The following is a 16731-nucleotide window of genomic DNA, read 5'->3' on the forward strand; positions in this document are numbered from 1 at the left end:
TACGAATAAATGGTAAACCCGCCCTTTGGGAAGTGACGGCAGGTTATATGAAGTTGATTAAACCGTGTTTTTTCTTTCCCGCTGAGATTTTCACATGGGCTGCTTGAGCTGAAATGACTGCGTCTTCGTCTGTCACGGCATCGCCATCAACGCGTGCACCGCCGCCTTGGATCATCCGGCGTGCTTCTTTCTTTGAAGCGACAAAGCCCAAGCCAACCAATGCATCAATCAGGGAAATGTCGCCCAAAGCGTCAAAGCTAGGCAGATCGCCGCCGCTTGAGCCTTCTTCAAACGTCTTGCGCGCGGTTTCCGATGCAAGGGTCGCTGCGTCCGCGCCACGGCACAGTTCGGTCGCGGCATTGGCCAAGGCGATCTTGGCCGCGTTGATTTCCGAACCACCGAGGGCCTCAAGCCGTTGTATCTCGTCTAACGGCAAGTCTGTGAACAGGCGCAGAAACCGGCCAACATCGCGGTCGTCGGTATTCCGCCAAAATTGCCAATAATCATAGCTCGGCAATTGATCTTCATGGAGCCACACCGCGCCCGAGACGGTCTTGCCCATCTTGCCGCCGTCCGCGGTTGTGATGAGCGGGGTGGTCACGCCAAAAACTTCGACCGATTCCATCCGGCGCGTTAATTCGATGCCGTTGACGATGTTACCCCACTGGTCCGATCCGCCCATTTGCAGGCGGCAGCCTGTTCGACGCGATAATTCCATGAAGTCGTAGGCCTGAAGAATCATGTAATTGAATTCAAGGAACGACAAGGACTGCTCCCGATCAAGTCGGAGCTTCACTGAGTCAAAGCTCAACATCCGGTTGATCGAAAAATGTTGGCCAACATCGCGTAAGAAGGGGATATATTCCAACGCGTCGAGCCATTCGGAGTTGTCGAGCATCACCGCATCACTTGGGCCATCGCCAAAAGTCAGGAACCGCTCGAAAATGCGTTTTATGGACGCAATGTTCTGACCAATCAGGTCAGTGGTCAGCATCTTACGGGCTTCATCCTTGAAGCTTGGGTCTCCAATTTTGCTTGTCCCGCCGCCCATAAGGACAATTGGCTTGTGTCCGCTTTGCTGCAAACGGCGCAGCAGCATGATTTGCACAAGGCTGCCGACATGAAGCGATGGCGCGGTCGCGTCGAAGCCTATATAGCCCGGCACAATCTCTTTGGATGCCAGTGCGTCCAGCGCCGGAGCGTCGGTTGTTTGGTGAATATAGCCACGTGCATCGAGCAGGCGGAGGAGGTCGGATTTATAAGCAGTCATAGTGCGCCCGCGCCTAGCATGGAGTTTCGACATTGGCCAATATTTCAATAACTGAGGTGCTGTTGACTTGTCACGCGCAATCGCTGGCCAGCGGTGTTGAGGGTATCAGTGTCACGATTACGCGTGGGACGAGCGGAGACGTTACGTTGACCTATCGCGTGTTTGGCGAAACAGGCGCACTAGAAATTCCGGCCCGATCAACACCGCACCGCATTGATGGGCTTTGGAAAAAGACGTGCTTTGAATTGTTTATAGGCAATTTTGAAGATGAAAACTATTTAGAGTATAATTTTTCACCGTCGCGCCAATGGGCAGCATATCAGTTTTCGGGCTATCGTTCGGATATGGTTGAGTTGGAAACAAAAGCTCCAAACATCGGAGTCGCGCAAGCTGCCGACGCTCTCACGCTGACTGCGACGATTGCGTTACCCGATGCTTGGCGGGAGCGTAGTCTTCGGGTAGGCATCAACACGGTTATTGCCACGAAGAGTGGTGACATCTCCTATTGGGCCGTGGCGCACCCTGCGGGCAAACCAGATTTTCATCATAAGGATTGCTTTGCCGTGCAACTGGAGGCACGAAGCGCAGCATGAAATTTGGAATTGATCGCCTTTTGGCAGAAGCTGAACTCCGCGCTCCTTTGAAGGGCAAGCGCGTTGCTTTATTGGCGCACCCCGCTTCCGTTACGGCGGACCTCACCCATTCGCTTGATGCACTCGCGGCTGTAGGCGACGTCAACGTCACCGCCGCCTTTGGACCCCAACACGGCCTGCGCGGTGACAAGCAGGACAATATGATGGAATCGGCGGATTTCATGGACCCCGCGCACAATATCCCAGTGTTCAGCCTGTATGGCGAAGTGCGCCGCCCGACCGCCGCCTCTATGGACACTTTCGATGTTATTCTCATCGATTTGCAGGATCTGGGTTGCCGCATTTACACGTTTATCACGACGTTGCTATACATTCTGGAGGCCGCTGCTGCGCATGGAAAGTCGGTTTGGGTGCTGGACCGCCCAAACCCCGCTGGACGCCCTGTAGAAGGGCTCACGCTGCGTTCTGGATGGGAAAGCTTTGTAGGGGCAGGGCCGATGCCCATGCGCCATGGCCTGACGCTGGCCGAGATGGGACAATGGTTCATAGATCATTATAAAATCAACGTCGATTATCGCGTCATCGATATGGAGGGCTATGCCCCCGACGCTGCGCCAGGCTTTGGCTGGCCGACAGACCGGCTTTGGATCAACCCAAGCCCCAATGCGGCAAATATCAACATGGCGCGGGCTTATGCGGGCACCGTTTTGCTTGAAGGCACGAATTTGTCCGAGGGCAGGGGCACGACGCGTCCGCTCGAGATATTCGGCGCACCTGATATTGATGCGCGTGCCGTCATCGCTGAAATGCACAGTTTCGCGCCGTCATGGTTGAAGGGCTGTAGCTTGCGCGAAATCTGGTTTGAACCAACATTCCACAAACATGTGCATCAGCTTTGCCATGGCGTGCATATTCATGCCGAAGGCCCAAGCTATGACCATCAAGCGTTCCAGCCATGGCGGTTGCAGACTTTGGCGTTCAAGGCCATCCGGCGGCTGTACCCGGATTATGACCTGTGGCGCGATTTTCCGTATGAGTATGAAGTCGGCAAGCTCGCAATCGACGTCATCAACGGCGGGCAGGCCTTGCGCGAATGGGTTGATTCTGCCGACAGTACACCAGAGGCATTTGACGCCTTAACCTCTGTAGATGAGCAAGCTTGGATCGAAGAACGGCGGAAGCACTTGCTCTATTAATGTCCGTGCTTGCGGCTTAGCTCGCGCATAGCGTCATCCAGACCTTCTAGCGTCAGCGGGTACATGCGGTCGTTGACCAGTTCCTTGATGATCTTGGTGGACTGCGAATAGCCCCATTGCTTTTCCGGCACGGGGTTCAACCAAACCGTTGCAGGATAGGTGCTGGTGATACGGTGCATCCACACCGCGCCCGATTCTTCGTTGAAATGTTCAACCGAACCGCCGGGATGGGTGATTTCATAAGGGCTCATGGAGGCATCGCCGACCATCACAACCTTATAATCGTGCGGGAATTTGTGGAGTACATCCCACATCTGCGTACGCTCGCTAAACCGGCGCTTATTGTCTTTCCAAACGCCTTCATATGGGCAGTTGTGAAAATAGAAAAATTCTAAATTTTTGAACTCGCTAGTGGCCGCACTGAATAACTCTTCACATAGTTTGATGAACGGATCCATCGATCCGCCAACGTCCAACATCAACAGCACCTTAATGGCGTTGCGCCGTTCAGGGCGCATTTTGATGTCCAGCCAGCCTTGGCGCGCGGTGCCGTTAATCGTGCCTTCAATATCCAGCTCTTCCACCGCACCATCGCGCGCGAAACGGCGGAGGCGGCGCATTGCGATTTTGATATTGCGCGTACCCAATTCTTTGGTGTGGTCGAGATTCTGAAACTCGCGCTTGTCCCATACTTTGACCGCACGCTTATGCTTGGATTCGCCTCCAATCCGCACGCCTTCGGGGTGATAACCTGAATTGCCATAAGGTGATGTGCCGCCAGTGCCGACCCATTTGCTGCCACCCTGATGACGCTTTTCCTGTTCTTCCAGACGCTTTTTCAACGTCTCCATCAATTCGTCCCAGCTACCCATTTTTTCGATATTCGCCATTTCTTCGGGCGACAGATATTTTTCCGCGATGGCTTTCAACCAGTCGGCGGGAACATCAACGGGGTTTTGGCCATATTCGGTGAAGATACCTTTGAAGACTTTGCCAAAAACCTGGTCGAAGCGATCAAGCAATGCTTCGTCTTTGACCAAAGTGGTGCGCGCCAGATAGTAAAATTCTTCCGGACTTTGGCCAATCACGTCGGCGTCCAGCGCGGCAAGTAACGCCAAATGCTCCTTCAGCGATGCCGAGATACCCGCAGACCGCAACTCTTCCATGAATGAGAAAAACATCGGCTGGCTCCTGTATAAAGTGACCGATTATGCATTTAGCTGCTTGGCGGCGATGGCATCAATACAACGCGCGGACGAATTTTAGCTATTCGGGCGGCGGGCCATGAACGCAAGCCGTTCGAACAACATGATGTCCTGCTCATTTTTGAGCAGCGCACCGTGCAAAGGCGGGATCGCCTTGGTCGGGTCACGCGACTGAAGCACATCCAATGGCATATCCTCATGCAATAACAGCTTTAGCCAGTCGAGCAATTCGCTTGTGCTTGGCTTTTTCTTCAGGCCTGGCACGTCACGAACTTCGTAAAAAATGTCCATTGCCTTTGAAACCAGCATTTTTTGAATACCGGGAAAGTGGACATCGATAATCGCCTGCATCGTCGTACGATCCGGGAATTTGATGTAATGGAAGAAACAACGGCGCAGAAACGCGTCGGGCAGCTCTTTCTCATTGTTGGATGTGATGATGACGATGGGGCGCTCGACCGCTTTGATGGTCTCTTGCGTTTCGTAAACGAAAAATTCCATACGATCGAGTTCTTGCAACAAATCGTTGGGGAATTCGATGTCGGCCTTGTCGATTTCGTCGATCAACAACACGGGCAATTGGGGGGCGGTGAAAGCCTCCCACAACTTGCCTTTTTTGATGTAATTTTTGATGTCATGCACGCGCGCATCGCCCAATTGGCTGTCGCGCAGGCGGGCAACGGCATCATATTCATACAGGCCCTGATGCGCCTTGGTCGTGGACTTGATATTCCATTCGATGAGCGGTGCACCAAGCGCGGTCGCAATTTCCTGCGCAAGCACGGTCTTGCCGGTGCCTGGCTCACCCTTGACCAGCAAAGGCCGACGCAACTTGGTGGCGGCGTTAACGGCGACCTTCAGGTCATCAGTGGCGACGTAGTTATCGGTGCCTTCAAAGCGCATGGACGAACCCTTTTTGTTAATCGAACGATTAATTCGTTAAGTGGGCTAATCGGGATATGCAACAGGATAGTGCGAGACCAAGCAAGCGACTTAACGCCAGAGCATGGATTGCACCGGCGCACACAAAAACGGGCCCAATCCTGAGAGCAAGAAAGGGCCCGGCTTTTGAGATTTTATTGATCGAGGAAGCTGCGCATTTTGCGGCTGCGGCTTGGATGCTTGAGCTTGCGCAGCGCCTTGGCTTCAATCTGGCGGATACGCTCACGCGTCACGCTGAATTGCTGCCCGACTTCTTCAAGTGTGTGGTCGGTGTTCATGCCAATGCCGAACCGCATACGCAATACGCGTTCTTCACGCGGGGTAAGCGATGCCAAAACGCGGGTCACTGTTTCCTTCAGATTGGCCTGAATCGCGGCATCCACTGGTATAACTGCGTTTTTGTCTTCGATGAAGTCGCCCAAATGGCTGTCTTCTTCGTCGCCAATCGGGGTTTCAAGGCTGATCGGTTCCTTCGCGATTTTCATCACCTTGCGCACTTTTTCAAGCGGCATCGAAAGGCGTTCGGCCATTTCTTCGGGTGTAGGTTCGCGCCCTTGTTCGTGCAGGAACTGGCGGCTCGTGCGTACCAATTTGTTGATCGTTTCGATCATGTGCACAGGAATACGGATGGTCCGCGCCTGATCGGCAATCGACCGGGTGATAGCCTGACGGATCCACCATGTTGCATAGGTGCTGAACTTGTAACCACGGCGATATTCAAACTTGTCGACAGCCTTCATCAGGCCGATGTTGCCTTCCTGAATAAGGTCGAGGAACTGCAAACCACGGTTGGTGTATTTCTTGGCAATGGAGATCACGAGGCGTAAATTCGCCTCAACCATTTCCTTCTTGGCGATGCGTGCTTCGCGCTCACCCTTTTGCACCATGTTCACAATACGGCGGAATTCACCAAGTGACATGCCGGTACTGGCGGCAATGTCCGCGATTTCGCTGCGGATGCGTTCGACGCTTTCGGCTTCGTTCGTTGCGAAAGCCGTCCATTTCTTGTCGATGTTTGACACTTCGGAGAGCCAATTCTCATCGAGCTCATGACCCATATAGCTGTCGAGGAAGGCCTTGCGCGGAACCTTATGCCGTTCCGCCAAGCGCAGTATCTGACCACCCAACGCCGTCAGGCGACGGTTGAATGAATATAATTGATCGACCAGATATTCGATCTTGTTCGCATGGAACTGAACACTTTCAACTTCTGCGGTCAGTTCTTCACGCAATTTGTGATATTTGTTTTCCGAAGCTGTGGAAAAATCTTCCCCCGCGTTCAGGGCGCGCATGCGCTCGAGCTGAATGTTTGAGAATTTTTTGAACAGCGACGTGATCTTGGCGAAACGCTCAAGCGCAGCGGGCTTTAATGCCTCTTCCATTTGCGCGAGGCTGAGGGTGTTATCTTCTTCCTCTTCCTCGACAGGACGCGAGCGCCGCTCCGTCATATCTTCATCATCTTCGCTCACCGCTTCGGGCTCGTCTTCGACTTCGTCTTCCTCTTTATAGGAAGTACCAGCGGTCTTCTCGCTGATTTCGCCATCGCCTTCTTCTTCGCCATCCTCGGTCAGCGATTCAGGGGCAGGCTCTTTCGAAAGCATTGCATCCAGATCTAGAATTTCCCGCAACTGCATTTCGCCGTCATTGAGCGCATTGGACCAGTCGATGATCGCGTGGAAAGTGATAGGGCTTTCGCACAGGCCCAAAATCATGGTGTCGCGACCAGACTCGATTCGCTTGGCAATAGCGATTTCGCCTTCGCGGGACAGCAACTCCACCGCGCCCATTTCACGCAAATACATGCGGACGGGATCATCGGTGCGTTCGCCAGTGCCCGTTTTCTTGATAGTGTTCGTCAGCGAACGGGGATCATTTTCGGAAATATTGTCGATGGTTTCGACTTCTTCCTCTGCATCCTCCTCATTATCGTCGCCGGCTTCGTCATTCTCAACAATCTGCACGCCCATGTCGTTAATCGCCGACATGACGTCTTCAATCTGTTCGGACGACATCTGATCCTGCGGCAATGCCGCATTTAGTTCATCATAAGTCAGGAAACCCCGGCGCTTGGCCTTAGCGAGCAGTTTTTTTACGGTCGCATCATTCAGGTCGATCAGCGGTGCATCACCGTTTTCGCCGATGTCTTCTTCATTTTCATTTGCGCGACTTGCCAAAATAATTCCCCGATAAACTTACAAACCATCCGTATCACGCCGAAAAAATTCGATGATACGATCGTCAAATGCCTTTTTTTCGTGTCGCAACCTTTGCTGTTCGGCAAAAGTCTCTTCAGTCATCTCCAAACTCGCCAACCGCGTGGCGCGTTCCAGAGCTTCTTCCAGCGCAGGGCGCTGCTTCATCAGCCTGATTGCTTCACCCAAATTTTTTGAAGCGTTAGAAAATCCGTCGCCTCTCGCTCCGAACTCTCCACGGTTAAAGGCAAAAACCTTACCATTGCTGTGGAGCAGTGCCGACGCGACATTATACAACTTCTCGCCCAATATGGTAATTATCCCCTCGGTATCAAGCGTTTCTTTGCTAAAAGATTCCGTCAGCATCACGTTGAGCAAAGCCGCATGATTCGGGTCGGGCGGAACGAAGTCACTTAGAGCCTCATGATGTTGTGCAATAAGCGCGGGATGACGCAGCAGCGCGGCCAATATACCCTGGATAAGAAAGTCCGAACCCTTGGCATTGAAGCTTTTGGTTTCAGCACCCGGCGGCAAAATTGGTGGCTTGCGCCAATCGCGCTTTTGTCCGCGCACAAAAAGTGCCGATGGCGTAAATGCAGAGCTGCGTCGCGGCGCGAATAGATTGTCGAACCGCTCGCGAAAGGCATCGGCATAATGGCGGCGAATTTCTCCGTCCGCGATATTTGCCATATGCGCGCCCAAACGCTGTTTAAGCCCCGCACGGTCCTCTGGCGTGCTGAGGGGGGCTGCTGACACCTCAGCCTGCCATAGCCTCTCTACGAGCGGCTGAGAGGCTTCTAGCAGCACATTGAGTGCATTGGCACCCGATGTCTTAACCAGGTCGTCTGGATCTTGTCCTTCGGGCAAGGTCACAAACTGAAGACTATGGCCGGGTTTCAACAATGGCAGTGCGCGTAAAGCCGCGCGCATGGCGGCTTTTTGCCCGGCAGCATCACCGTCAAAACACAATGAAGGCTTTTCTGTCATCCGCCACAGCATCTGTATCTGCTGTTCGGTCAGCGCGGTGCCCAAAGGTGCCACAGCATCGGCAAAGCCAGCCTGCGCAAGGGCGATAACGTCCATATAGCCCTCAACCACAATCACGCGGCCCGTCTGGCGCGAGGCGGGCGCGCATTTGTCCAGATTGTAAAGCGTACGGCCCTTGTCGAATAAAGGCGTGTCCGGTGAATTCAGATATTTCGGCTCACCTTCGCCTAAAATCCGGCCTCCAAAGGCAATTACGCGGCCCCGCGGATCACGGATCGGTATCATCAGCCGCCCGCGAAACCGGTCATAGGGTGCCTTGCCATCGACCGAGATAAGCAACCCTGCCTCAATCAACATCGGGTCGCCAAATTGTTTGAGCGCGGTTTTTAAGCCAGTGCGGTTATCGGGCGCGAGGCCAAAACCAAAGTCGCGGATGGTTTGCTCCGTAAACCCGCGTTGCTTGAGATATCCCCGCGCAGCGGACCCCTCAACGCCAAGCAACTGCGTGACAAACCACGCCTGCGCTGCCGTCATGACGTCATACAGGCTGTTTGCCTTCTCGGCCCGTTGAGCTGCCTTCGGATCAGCGGCAGGGACCTCCATCCCGGCCTCCGCCGCCAGTTCCTTGATGGCATCCATGAAAGACAGGCCGCGCTGGTCGGTCATCCAGCGAATGGCATCGCCATGGGCGGAGCAGCCAAAGCAATGATAGAAACCCTTTTCATCGTTGATTGTGAAGCTGGGTGATTTTTCGTTATGGAATGGGCAGCATGCCTTAAACTCGCGGCCAGCCTTGGTGATCTTGACGGTGCGGCCAATCAACGCAGAAAGCGTAATCCGCGCGCGTAATTCATCCAGCCATTGCGGGGTAAGCGTCATTGGGCCTTCATCCTTGAAGCCCACCCTCGACCCCTCCCGCCTGCGGGAGGGGAGTAGGAGGACAATATAACTTCTGTGGAATTGATTTTCACCTGTTCCCCTCCCGCAGGCGGGAGGGGTTAGGGGTGGGCAGCGACATTTCGGCCAAAACCTGACCGATCATTACAATCACCCCTTCCAAATTCTGCATCACATCCCCATTCGTAAATCGGATCAGCCGATACCCTTGCGCTTCAATCCACTCGGTACGGTCGCAATCATACTCAACCTGCACGTCATGGGAAGGGCCATCAATTTCGACAACGAGCCTTGCTGACCGACAAACAAAGTCTGCGAAATACGGCCCAATCGGTATTTGGCGGCTAAACTTAAATCCATCCAGTTGGCGCTTTGACAAGCGTTGCCATAACTTTATTTCGGCGGGTGCGCCCTGTTTTCTCAGGTCACGAGCGCGTTTTGTGTTTCTGGAGTTGAATGCTCTTTCCATTGCTGTCGGATGCCCACCCCCAACCCCTCCCGCCTGCGGGAGGGGAGAATATCAACCCAACGCGGCTTTTACCAAAGCGCTGGCCTTGCTCATGTCGAGTTGTGGGCCATGCCGCTCTTTCAGGACGGCCATGACGCGGCCCATATCTTTTAAGGTTTCTGCGCCAAGCTCGACTTTGATGCCCTCGATCGCCGCGCTGGTTTCCGCGTCGCTTAGCTGCGTAGGCAGAAAATCTTCGATGATCGTCAATTCCGCCGCCTCAACAGCAGCAAGTTCCGCGCGGCCGCCTTGCTCATATAAAGCAATCGATTCGCGGCGTTGCTTGATCATTTTCTGCATGACCTCAACCACCATCGCGTCATCATCGGGTTGCTGCGATGCGGTGCGCAGCTCGATGTCGCGGTCTTTGATTTTGGCGAGGATCAGGCGGACGGCGGCCAGACGGTCTTTTTCGCCTGCCTTCATTGCGGTGATTTGGGCGGCTTTGATGGTGTCACGAATCATATTTGGTTCCGAATTTTTGATGATGCAATGCGTTAGACGAACATCCAAATTCCGTCACCCTGAACTTGTTTCACCTTCGGTGACTGTCGTTCCAGGGTCAATCACGCATCATGAGCAGGGCTTGAAAGGATAAATGGACCCTGAACCAAGTTCAGGGTGACGGTTGAGGGCGCATTGTGTAAAACATTCCACAGCTTTCTTGATTTCCGCATTGACGCTTTGGGCCACCATCTCTAGGCGCGGTGCCTTAGCGACATTGCTGTATTTTGTTTAACAGGAGCGACCCCATCATGGCCGACCCCAAATCTTCGTGCGCGCCTTCTGGAGCGACGGGGGTATTGGTTCTGGCGTCCGGGGAAGTCATCTGGGGCAGGGGCTTTGGCGCCGAGGGGCAGGCGGTTGGTGAAGTGTGCTTCAACACCGCAATGACCGGTTATCAAGAAGTGATGACCGACCCGTCTTACGCCGGGCAAATCATCAACTTCACCTTTCCGCATATCGGCAATGTTGGCACGAACCCCGAAGATGTCGAGGCATTGAACCCACATGCCTTGGGCGCGATTGTGCGGCAAGATGTGACGGACCCATCCAATTTCCGCAGTACGCAGCATTTTGACGCATGGATGAAGTCCAATGGCCGCATCGGCATCTCCGGCGTGGACACCCGCGCGCTGACCCGCCTGATCCGCGTGGCCGGTGCGCCGAACGCCGTGATCGCGCATTCGGCGAAGGGCGATTTTGATGTGCCTGCCATGCTGGCGCGGGCAAAGGCTTGGGCAGGGCTTGAGGGCATGGACCTCGCCAAGGATGTGACGACGTTGCAGACCTACGGATGGGATCAGGGGTTGTGGACGTTGGGTGATGGTTACGCCTCACCCCTCTCCTTCAGGGGAGGGGCCGGTGGTGGGGTCTCTCGGTCTGGCGCTGCGTTTGCCGATATGTCGCCGCCCACCCCTAACCCAGTGGAGCCTCTCGGACCAGTCCGGGGGACTGGTCCCTCCACTCGCCTGCGGGAGGGGAACAAAAAACCACGCGTCGTCGCTATCGACTATGGCATAAAGCACAATATCCTGCGCAATTTGGTCGATGTCGGTTGCGACGTGACCGTCGTTAGCGCCACCGCAACCTTCGAAGAAATCATGGCCCATGCGCCCGATGGCCTGTTCCTGTCGAACGGCCCCGGCGACCCAGCCGCAACGGGCGCATATGCCGTGCCGGTGATCAAGCAATGGTTGGAAACCAAGAAACCCGTGTTCGGCATTTGCCTCGGGCATCAGATGCTTGGCCTTGCCGTTGGTGCGAAGACTGAAAAGATGCATCAAGGCCATCGCGGCGCAAACCATCCGGTCAAGCGCCTCAGCGACGGTGCGGTGGAAATCACCAGCATGAACCATGGCTTTGCGGTGGACGCCGCGACCTTGCCCGCCAACGCCAAGGCAACACATATCAGCCTATTCGACGGCAGCAATTGCGGCTTCGAACTCGCGGACCAGCCAGTATTCAGCGTGCAATATCACCCAGAAGCCTCACCCGGCCCGCAGGACAGCCATTATCTGTTCGAGAAATTCGCGGGGATGATGGACGACAAATGACGGCAGATTCGGACTTTATCGATCTTGTTAATGGGGCTCTCTTGGCTGCAGATGAAGCGCCAATTGGCTGGTTCGATCTGTCAAATTACTTTCGGACGTCCAACTCAGAGTTTCCTTTAAACACGATAAATGATGTTCGAGTTCGACTTGCCCAGCTAGGATATGGGAAAACTTTTACCGATCCCGAACCTCCGTATGGGCGGCATTTCAAAATAAACCAAAACGGCCGGATACGTGCTGCTGAGCTTCGACGTGCTTCAGCGGAGTCGAAACGGTTTTTTTTGAATATAGACTGGGCGAAGTGGGGAACGATAACCGCAATTATTGGCCTACCCCTTTCCGTATTTTTAGCTTGGTTTTTTAGCTAATGCCCAAACGCGCTGACATAACATCCATCCCTCCCTCACCCCCTTTAGGGGGAGAGGGAAAGCTTCGCGTAGCGAAGCAGGGAGAGGGGGGAGTGCGCTTCGGTGACTGCCCCCTCTCCCTGACCTCCCGTTGGTCGGTCTGTCCCTCTCCCCCTAAAGGGGGTGAGGGATTAAGGCCAATCCCTTCCAATCGCCGCCAAGATCATGCGCGCGACGCCTTCGGGATTTTCAAAAACATCGCGATTGGCAAAGCGGACGACCTTGTAGCCCTTGCTTTCCATATAAACGGTGCGCGCGGCGTCTTGGGCTTCGTTCCCCGCATGGCTGTCGCCATCGAGTTCGATGACAAGCCTGTGGCTCCGCGCAGCGAAGTCGGCGATGTAATGCGGCCCAAAAACCATTTGCCGGACGAATTTGATGCCCTCCAGCCTGCTGCCGCGCAGGATCGACCAGAGCTTTGCCTCGGGCGGGGTCATTTCGGTTCGCAGCGTTTTGGCGTTATTCCGCGTTTGGATGTTGCGCTTGGTCAATTGACTTCCCCCTCTCCCTGGCAACGCTTCGCGTCGCCTTTCCCTCTCCCCCTAAAGGGGGCGAGGGCATTTGGAAAAGCCTCAAGCCATGCCTAAAAGAACAGATATAAAATCCATCCTCATCATCGGCGCTGGCCCCATCATCATCGGGCAGGCATGCGAGTTTGATTATTCGGGGACTCAGGCGTGCAAGGCGCTGCGCGAAGAGGGCTATCGTATCATCCTCGTCAATTCGAACCCGGCGACGATCATGACTGATCCGGATATGGCCGACGCGACCTATGTCGAGCCAATTACGCCCGAAATCGTCGCCAAAATCATCGAAAAAGAGCGCCCCGACGCGGTGTTGCCGACGATGGGTGGGCAGACGGCACTAAACGTCGCTTTGGCGTTGTTCAACGATGGCACGCTGGCAAAATATGGCGTTGAAATGATCGGCGCGGATGCCGAGGCGATTGATAAGGCCGAGGACCGGATCAAATTCCGCAACGCGATGACCAAGATCGGGCTGGAATCGGCGCGTTCGGGCATCGCGCATTCGATGGAAGAGGCGTTGGAGGTGCTGGAACGCACGGGCCTGCCATCGATTATCCGGCCCAGCTTCACCATGGGCGGTACCGGCGGCGGGATTGCCTATAATCGTGATGAATTTATCCATATCGTCACGGGTGGGCTGGATGCTTCACCGACGACCGAAGTGTTGATTGAGGAATCGCTGCTCGGTTGGAAAGAATATGAGATGGAAGTCGTGCGCGACCGCGCCGACAATGCCATCATCATTTGCTCCATCGAAAATATCGACCCGATGGGCGTGCATACCGGGGATTCCATCACCGTTGCGCCTGCACTGACGCTGACCGATAAAGAATATCAGATCATGCGCAACGCCAGCATCGCGTGTTTGCGGGAAATTGGTGTAGAAACAGGTGGTTCGAACGTACAGTTCGCAGTAAATCCCAAGGATGGTCGCTTGATCGTCATCGAAATGAACCCGCGTGTGTCGCGTTCTTCGGCGCTGGCGTCAAAGGCCACAGGCTTCCCCATTGCCAAGGTCGCGGCGAAGCTGGCGGTAGGCTACACGCTCGACGAGATTACCAACGACATTACGGGCGCAACGCCAGCGTCGTTTGAACCGACGATTGACTATGTCGTCACCAAAATCCCGCGTTTCGCCTTTGAAAAGTTCAAGGGGGCGGAGCCGCTTCTGTCCACGGCGATGAAGTCCGTGGGTGAAGTGATGGCGATTGGCCGTAACATTCACGAAAGCATGCAAAAGGCGCTGCGTGGGTTGGAGACTGGGCTTTCGGGGTTCAATTATATCGATGCCCTGCGCGGGGCATCTAAGGATGAATTATCGGCGGAACTCAGTCGTGCGACACCCGACCGCTTGCTGGTCGCGGCGCAAGCCCTGCGTGAGGGCATGAGCGTCGCAGAAATCCATGCCATCGCGAAGTTCGACCCATGGTTCCTCGAACGGCTGCAAGAAATCATCGCCGCCGAAAATGACGTCAAGACCAGCGGTCTGCCCAATAGCCAAGAGGCGCTTCGCCGTTTGAAGGCCATGGGCTTCTCTGACAAAAGGCTTGCCTATCTTGCGGTGGAGTCGGTCAATATGCGGCCTGGCATGGAAACGGCCATTCGCCGCGGTTCGGGCATTGCGATGCAGGCCGCCCGCGCGATGGCGGGGGCAGTGACCGAAGACGAAGTGCGCGCGCTGCGCCACAAATTGGGCGTGCGTCCGGTGTTCAAGCGTATCGACACCTGTGCTGCGGAATTTGAGGCAAAAACGCCGTATATGTATTCCACTTACGAGGCACCAAGCTTTGGCACGCCGGAGTGTGAGAGCGCGCCTACGAACCGTGAAAAGATTGTCATCTTGGGCGGCGGGCCGAACCGTATTGGGCAGGGGATCGAATTTGATTATTGCTGCGTCCATGCGTGCTTTGCACTGGCGGATGCAGGTTATGAAACGATCATGGTCAACTGTAATCCGGAAACGGTGTCGACAGATTATGACACATCGGATCGGCTGTATTTCGAACCGCTGACCGCCGAGGACGTGCTGGAAATCCTGCATGTCGAGCAACAGAATGGCACGCTGAAGGGCGTCATTGTTCAGTTCGGCGGGCAGACGCCGTTGAATTTGGCAAAGGCGCTTGAGGCGGCGGGTATTCCTATCTTGGGCACATCGCCTGACGCCATTGACTTGGCCGAGGACCGCGAACGCTTTGCCGCGCTGATCAGCAAGCTAAAGCTTAAGCAGCCCGAAAACGGCATTGCGCGCAGCCGGGAAGAGGCAATCAAAGTCGCCGAGAATATTGGCTACCCCGTGCTGATGCGGCCATCTTATGTGCTTGGCGGGCGCGCGATGGAAATTGTTGATACGCAAGCGCAGTTAGAAAACTATATCCAGACAGCGGTGATTGTCTCCGGCGACTCGCCGGTTTTGATCGACAGCTATTTGCGCGACGCGATTGAGGTTGATGTCGATGCCTTGTGCGATGGCGACGAAGTTGTTGTCGCTGGTATCCTGCAACATATCGAAGAGGCAGGCGTGCATAGCGGCGACTCTGCGTGCACTATCCCGCCATATAGCCTGCCTGCCGACATCATTGCGGAAATCCGCCGGCAGACCGAATTGCTTGCGGTCAACCTGCATGTGCGCGGCCTGATGAACATCCAATTTGCGGTGAAAGAGGGCGAAGTGTACCTCATTGAGGTCAATCCACGTGCATCGCGCACCGTCCCGTTTGTCGCCAAGGCCATTGGCGCGCCCATCGCAAAAATCGCCGCGCGCGTCATGGCGGGTGAGAAGTTGAAAGATCTGCCGCCCATCAATCTCGATATTGATTATATCGCGGTGAAAGAGGCGGTGTTCCCCTTTGACCGCTTCCCCGGCGTTGATCCCGTGCTGTCGCCCGAAATGAAATCAACGGGCGAAGTCATGGGCATCGACCTTGATTTTGCGACGGCCTTTGCCAAATCACAAATTGGCGCGCGCATGCCACCGCCGATGAACGGGAAATTGTTCGTGTCGGTGAAAGATACCGACAAGCCAGTGATCGTGCCTGCCGTCCGTCAGGTTATCGCATGCGGTTTCACCGTCTGCGCGACCGGCGGCACTGCGGACTATTTGTTGGCGCAGGGCATAGAGGTCGAGCGCGTGAACAAGGTTGCGCAAGGCCGCCCGCACATCGTCGACAAGATTAAGGATGGCGAAATCCAGCTTATTTTCAACACGACCGAAGGTTGGCAAAGCCTGAAAGACAGTGAAGAAATCCGCCGTTCTGCGCTGGTGGGCAAGGTTTCGCAATATACTACGGCTGCGGGAAGTGTGGCGGTTGCGCAGGCGATTGCCGCACTGCAACAACGGCAACTTGAAGTTCGGCCACTTCAAGACTATTATTAACACGCGCAGTATCTTTCCCCGACAATTGAACTGCATATCGGATGCGTTGTTAGCATGCGTCCGGTCGGGATATTTTTGTGACGAAGGGTTTTTGCCTGATGGCGAGTTTTGAGAAATATCCGATGTTGGCCGAAGGCTATGAAAAGCTGACGACCGACCTGAAGCGCCTTCGTGAAGAACGCCCGTTGATTGTGGAAGCAATCGAGCAAGCGCGTGCGCATGGTGATCTATCGGAAAATGCCGAATATCATGCTGCCAAGGAACGTCAGGGCCAGGTTGAAGCCGCGATTTCGGACATCGAGGACAAGATTGGTCGTGCGCAGATTATCGACCCTTCAACCCTGTCGGGCGACAAAATCGTCTTTGGTGCGACCGTTAACTTGTTAGATGAAAATGATAAGCCCGTGCGCTATCAACTTGTTGGCGAGACCGAAGCAGACGCAAAAGCGGGCCGCATTTCGTATAATTCGCCATTGGGCCGCGCCCTCATCGGACGCGTTGTCGAAGACGAGGTCGAATTGACAGTCCCATCTGGTGACAAATATTATATTGTATCGAAAATCGAGTTTATTTGATT

Annotated in this window: 14 protein-coding genes; 6 read left to right on the plus strand and 8 right to left on the minus strand. The window is 54.7% G+C overall.

Translation table 11 applies throughout. The features are described 5' to 3' along the window. Positions 1-43 precede the first annotated feature (43 nt). Positions 44-1270, minus strand: a complete 1227-nt coding sequence (gene tyrS / locus HEQ18_RS03120; RefSeq protein WP_432815473.1) for a tyrosine--tRNA ligase — start codon at positions 1268-1270, stop codon at positions 44-46. A 32-nt stretch (positions 1271-1302) separates the two neighbouring features. On the opposite strand from tyrS, the gene HEQ18_RS03125 reads away from it, so the two are divergent. Next, the gene (locus HEQ18_RS03125; protein ID WP_432815474.1) at positions 1303-1863 is read left to right on the plus strand and encodes a DOMON-like domain-containing protein; all 561 of its coding nucleotides are present in this window, start codon (positions 1303-1305) and stop codon (positions 1861-1863) included. Next, a complete protein-coding gene (locus HEQ18_RS03130; RefSeq protein WP_432815475.1) occupies positions 1860-3059 on the plus strand; it encodes an exo-beta-N-acetylmuramidase NamZ family protein in 1200 nt (399 codons plus the stop codon). Before HEQ18_RS03125 ends, HEQ18_RS03130 begins: the two co-directional genes overlap by 4 nt. Here HEQ18_RS03130 and HEQ18_RS03135 read toward each other — a convergent pair. The 6 genes from HEQ18_RS03135 to HEQ18_RS03160 form a co-directional block, all read right to left on the minus strand. Beyond that, positions 3056-4240: a vWA domain-containing protein gene (locus tag HEQ18_RS03135; RefSeq protein ID WP_432815476.1), complete on the minus strand. Its 1185-nt coding sequence runs from the start codon at positions 4238-4240 to the stop codon at positions 3056-3058. The genes HEQ18_RS03130 and HEQ18_RS03135 overlap by 4 nt on opposite strands. A gap of 81 nt (positions 4241-4321) precedes the next feature. After that, positions 4322-5167: an AAA family ATPase gene (locus tag HEQ18_RS03140; protein WP_296199288.1), complete on the minus strand. Its 846-nt coding sequence runs from the start codon at positions 5165-5167 to the stop codon at positions 4322-4324. A 173-nt stretch (positions 5168-5340) separates the two neighbouring features. Further along, complete coding sequence (gene rpoD / locus HEQ18_RS03145; protein WP_432815477.1) at positions 5341-7380, minus strand: RNA polymerase sigma factor RpoD; 2040 nt, start codon at positions 7378-7380, stop codon at positions 5341-5343. 18 nt (positions 7381-7398) lie between these two features. Then, positions 7399-9264 carry a DNA primase gene (dnaG, locus tag HEQ18_RS03150; RefSeq protein WP_432815478.1) on the minus strand — a complete coding sequence of 622 codons (1866 nt, stop codon included), beginning with the start codon at positions 9262-9264 and terminating at the stop codon, positions 7399-7401. Between the two features lie 88 nt (positions 9265-9352). Next, positions 9353-9751 (minus strand): endonuclease domain-containing protein, encoded by a 399-nt coding sequence (locus HEQ18_RS03155; protein WP_397604778.1) that lies wholly within the window; start codon positions 9749-9751, stop codon positions 9353-9355. A 51-nt stretch (positions 9752-9802) separates the two neighbouring features. Continuing rightward, positions 9803-10255 (minus strand): GatB/YqeY domain-containing protein, encoded by a 453-nt coding sequence (locus HEQ18_RS03160; RefSeq protein WP_432815479.1) that lies wholly within the window; start codon positions 10253-10255, stop codon positions 9803-9805. A gap of 290 nt (positions 10256-10545) precedes the next feature. Between HEQ18_RS03160 and carA the strand changes: the two genes are divergently transcribed. Together carA and HEQ18_RS03170 are read left to right on the plus strand one after the other, a co-directional pair. Further along, positions 10546-11847, plus strand: coding sequence for a glutamine-hydrolyzing carbamoyl-phosphate synthase small subunit (gene carA / locus HEQ18_RS03165; protein ID WP_432815480.1), 1302 nt, complete (start codon positions 10546-10548; stop codon positions 11845-11847). Further along, the gene (locus HEQ18_RS03170) at positions 11844-12215 is read left to right on the plus strand and encodes a hypothetical protein (RefSeq protein ID WP_432815481.1); all 372 of its coding nucleotides are present in this window, start codon (positions 11844-11846) and stop codon (positions 12213-12215) included. The genes carA and HEQ18_RS03170 overlap by 4 nt, the downstream gene beginning before the upstream one ends. A gap of 170 nt (positions 12216-12385) precedes the next feature. On the opposite strand, the gene HEQ18_RS03175 is transcribed toward HEQ18_RS03170, so the two are convergent. After that, positions 12386-12745: an endonuclease domain-containing protein gene (locus HEQ18_RS03175; protein WP_432815482.1), complete on the minus strand. Its 360-nt coding sequence runs from the start codon at positions 12743-12745 to the stop codon at positions 12386-12388. Positions 12746-12833: 88 nt separating this feature from the next. On the opposite strand from HEQ18_RS03175, the gene carB reads away from it, so the two are divergent. Both carB and greA read left to right on the plus strand, forming a co-directional pair. Further along, entirely contained in the window at positions 12834-16154 is a 3321-nt protein-coding gene (carB, locus tag HEQ18_RS03180; RefSeq protein WP_432815483.1) for a carbamoyl-phosphate synthase large subunit, read from the plus strand. Positions 16155-16252: 98 nt separating this feature from the next. After that, positions 16253-16729, plus strand: a complete 477-nt coding sequence (greA, locus tag HEQ18_RS03185) for a transcription elongation factor GreA (protein ID WP_397606484.1) — start codon at positions 16253-16255, stop codon at positions 16727-16729. Positions 16730-16731 lie beyond the last annotated feature (2 nt).

Origin of the sequence: Sphingorhabdus sp., from assembly GCF_050921905.1 — a bacterium.
In the GTDB taxonomy this organism is placed as follows: domain Bacteria; phylum Pseudomonadota; class Alphaproteobacteria; order Sphingomonadales; family Sphingomonadaceae; genus Sphingorhabdus_B.